Source organism: Arthrobacter sp. AK01 (assembly GCF_021109375.1).
GTDB lineage: Bacteria > Actinomycetota > Actinomycetes > Actinomycetales > Micrococcaceae > Arthrobacter.
In genome coordinates this window covers 1-780 of the sequence record NZ_JAJOHP010000151.1, presented here as the reverse complement: position 1 = coordinate 780, position 780 = coordinate 1, and the positions used below count along the sequence as shown (strand labels likewise).

The following is a 780-nucleotide window of genomic DNA, read 5'->3' as shown; positions in this document are numbered from 1 at the left end:
GGCACGGCGGAGCTCTGCGACGTCGGGACCGGGCCCAACAGCCGGCCACGGAGCGAAGCGGAGTGGACGCCCAAAGGGGTGCGAGCCCTGCGAGCATGCTTCTCCCCTGGCCCCCGCGGATCCGCCCAGGTCATCGCCGCCAAGGCTTGCCGCACGCATCAGGTGAGTGGTGCCGGCCCCGTTGCGGGAACGGCGGTCCGTCGCCGGCAACCACCCACCCAACCCAGCCACCTGCGCCGGACCGCCCGCCCACAAAAGGCGAACGGCCCGCCCCGGTTATGTGGCGCTGTCGGTCGCGCGGGTGTTGAATCGGCGGAAGTTGGCGGCGATTTCCTGGGCGATGTCAGCTATCGGTGTTCCCGGTGTGATGGTCTTCTCTTCGTCGGCGGAGAACTCCACCGGTTCGCCGTCGTCGTCGTAGTGGTCCGGCCCGTAGTAGAGCTGATCCGTGTTGAACGTGGATTCCAGGGGGTTCTTCCAGCTGAATGAACCGGGGCCAATCGTGAATGTGTGGCAGCCTTCGCTCTGAAGGAAAAAGGTGGCGGTGCCTCCGCCGGTTTGGTCGACGTCAAGTTCCAGGCCTTCGGCTTTCATCGCGTCCACCAGTTCACGCGCGGGAAACCAGGTAATCTCTTCGGCGTCCTGTCGGGTTTCGGGGCTTTCAGTCATGATCGTTCTTCCTTTACCAATGGGGTGGGGGGGGGGGGGGGGGGGGGGGGGGCGGCCGGGCGGGCGGGCCGGGGGGCGGGGGGGGGGGGGTGCGGGAGCGGGCCGACCAGG

General features: G+C 68.2%; 1 protein-coding gene. It reads right to left on the bottom strand.

Going from position 1 to position 780, the window contains the following annotated elements; all coding sequences use genetic code 11:
- Positions 1–276 precede the first annotated feature (276 nt).
- Entirely contained in the window at positions 277–669 is a 393-nt protein-coding gene (locus tag LN996_RS23495; RefSeq protein WP_231343507.1) for a hypothetical protein, read from the bottom strand.
- Positions 670–780: the final 111 nt, after the last annotated feature.